General features: G+C 70.2%; 2 protein-coding genes. Both read left to right on the top strand.

Features of this window, described 5'->3' with window-relative positions:
* The first annotated feature begins 267 nt into the window (after positions 1-267).
* On the top strand, positions 268-1,656 hold the full coding sequence (gene lpdA / locus V7E45_RS39920; protein WP_333779192.1) for a dihydrolipoyl dehydrogenase: 1,389 nt from the start codon (positions 268-270) through the stop codon (positions 1,654-1,656).
* A gap of 61 nt (positions 1,657-1,717) precedes the next feature.
* Positions 1,718-2,075: biotin/lipoyl-containing protein (locus tag V7E45_RS39915; RefSeq protein WP_333779191.1), on the top strand; the 358-nt coding region annotated here is incomplete at its 3' end.

The following is a 2,075-nucleotide window of genomic DNA, read 5'->3' as shown; positions in this document are numbered from 1 at the left end:
CCCCCCCCCCCCCCCCCCCCCCCCCCCCCCCCCCCCCCCCCCCCCCCCCCCCCCCCCCCCCCCTGCGCCGTGCGCGCCTTCGTTTTCGGGGGTACGTGGGGTGTCTCACACTCAGGCCCCGCGTCTCGTACGCCTCGAACAAGTGCAAAGATGGAGCCCGGCAGGACAGGGCCCCCACCGAAGGGCCGAAGCATCAAGCGGCCGGACACCAGCCGCCCGCCGGTCATCGAAGACCGGCGCAAGGCGCACATGCATGGAGGACGTGACGTGGCGAACGACGCCAGCACCGTTTTCGACCTAGTGATCCTCGGCGGTGGTAGCGGTGGTTACGCCGCGGCCCTGCGCGGGGCGCAGCTGGGCCTGGACGTCGCCCTGATCGAGAAGGACAAGGTCGGCGGCACCTGCCTGCACCGGGGTTGCATCCCCACCAAGGCCCTGCTGCACGCGGGCGAGGTCGCCGACCAGGCCCGCGAGAGCGAGCAGTTCGGCGTCAAGGCCACCTTCGAGGGCATCGACATCGCGGGCGTCCACAAGTACAAGGACGGCGTGATCTCCGGCCTGTACAAGGGCCTGCAGGGTCTCGTCGCCTCCCGCAAGGTGACGTACATCGAGGGCGAGGGCCGGCTGTCCTCCCCCACCTCGGTCGACGTCAACGGCCGGCGCGTCCAGGGCCGCCACGTCCTGCTGGCGACCGGCTCCGTGCCGAAGTCGCTGCCGGGTCTGGAGATCGACGGCGACCGCATCATCTCCTCCGACCACGCCCTCGTCCTGGACCGCGTGCCGAAGTCCGCGATCATCCTGGGCGGCGGTGTCATCGGCGTCGAGTTCGCCTCGGCGTGGAAGTCCTTCGGCGCGGACGTCACGGTCGTCGAGGGCCTCAAGCACCTCGTCCCGGTCGAGGACGAGAACAGCTCGAAGCTCCTGGAGCGCGCGTTCCGCAAGCGCGGGATCAAGTTCAACCTCGGCACCTTCTTCCAGAAGGCCGAGTACACCCAGGACGGTGTCAAGGTCACCCTCGCCGACGGCAAGGAGTTCGAGGCCGAGGTCCTGCTCGTCGCCGTCGGCCGCGGCCCGGTCTCCCAGGGCCTCGGCTACGAGGAGCAGGGTGTCGCCATGGACCGCGGCTACGTCCTGGTCGACGAGTACATGCGCACCAACGTTCCGACCATCTCCGCCGTCGGCGACCTCGTCCCGACGCTCCAGCTCGCGCACGTCGGCTTCGCCGAGGGCATCCTGGTGGCGGAGCGTCTGGCCGGTCTGAAGACCGTCCCGATCGACTACGACGGTGTCCCGCGGGTGACGTACTGCCACCCGGAGGTCGCCTCCGTCGGTATCACCGAGGCCAAGGCCAAGGAGATCTACGGCGCGGACAAGGTCGTCGCTCTGAAGTACAACCTGGCGGGCAACGGAAAGAGCAAGATCCTCAACACCGCCGGCGAGATCAAGCTCGTCCAGGTGAAGGACGGTGCCGTGGTCGGCGTCCACATGGTCGGTGACCGCATGGGCGAGCAGGTCGGCGAGGCCCAGCTGATCTACAACTGGGAAGCGCTGCCGGCCGAGGTCGCCCAGCTCATCCACGCCCACCCGACGCAGAACGAGGCGCTCGGCGAGGCACACCTGGCGCTGGCCGGCAAGCCGCTGCACTCCCACGACTGACCCCTCGGTCAACGGGCGCGACGACACAGACTTCCGCAATTCGTAAGGAGCAACCGAAACCATGGCGGTTTCCGTAACCCTTCCGGCGCTCGGCGAGAGCGTCACCGAGGGCACTGTCACCCGCTGGCTGAAGGCCGAGGGCGAGCGCGTCGAGGCCGACGAGCCGCTGCTCGAGGTCTCGACCGACAAGGTCGACACCGAGATCCCCTCGCCCGCCGCCGGTGTGCTGGCCTCCATCAAGGTCGCCGAGGACGAGACCGTCGAGGTCGGCGCCGAGCTGGCCGTGATCGACGACGGCACGGGCGCGCCCGCTGCCGCTCCGGCCCCCGCGGCCGCCGAGGCCCCGGCTCCGGCCGCCCCGGCCGCCGAGACCCCCGCCGAAAGGATCCACTGCTGCTACCAGCTGCTGGTGTACGTGG

This window comes from Streptomyces sp. IBSBF 3136, from assembly GCF_036815105.1.
In the GTDB taxonomy this organism is placed as follows: Bacteria; Actinomycetota; Actinomycetes; order Streptomycetales; family Streptomycetaceae; genus Streptomyces.
Note: the sequence above shows the minus strand (reverse complement) of the source record. Positions and strands in the feature narration are given on the sequence as shown.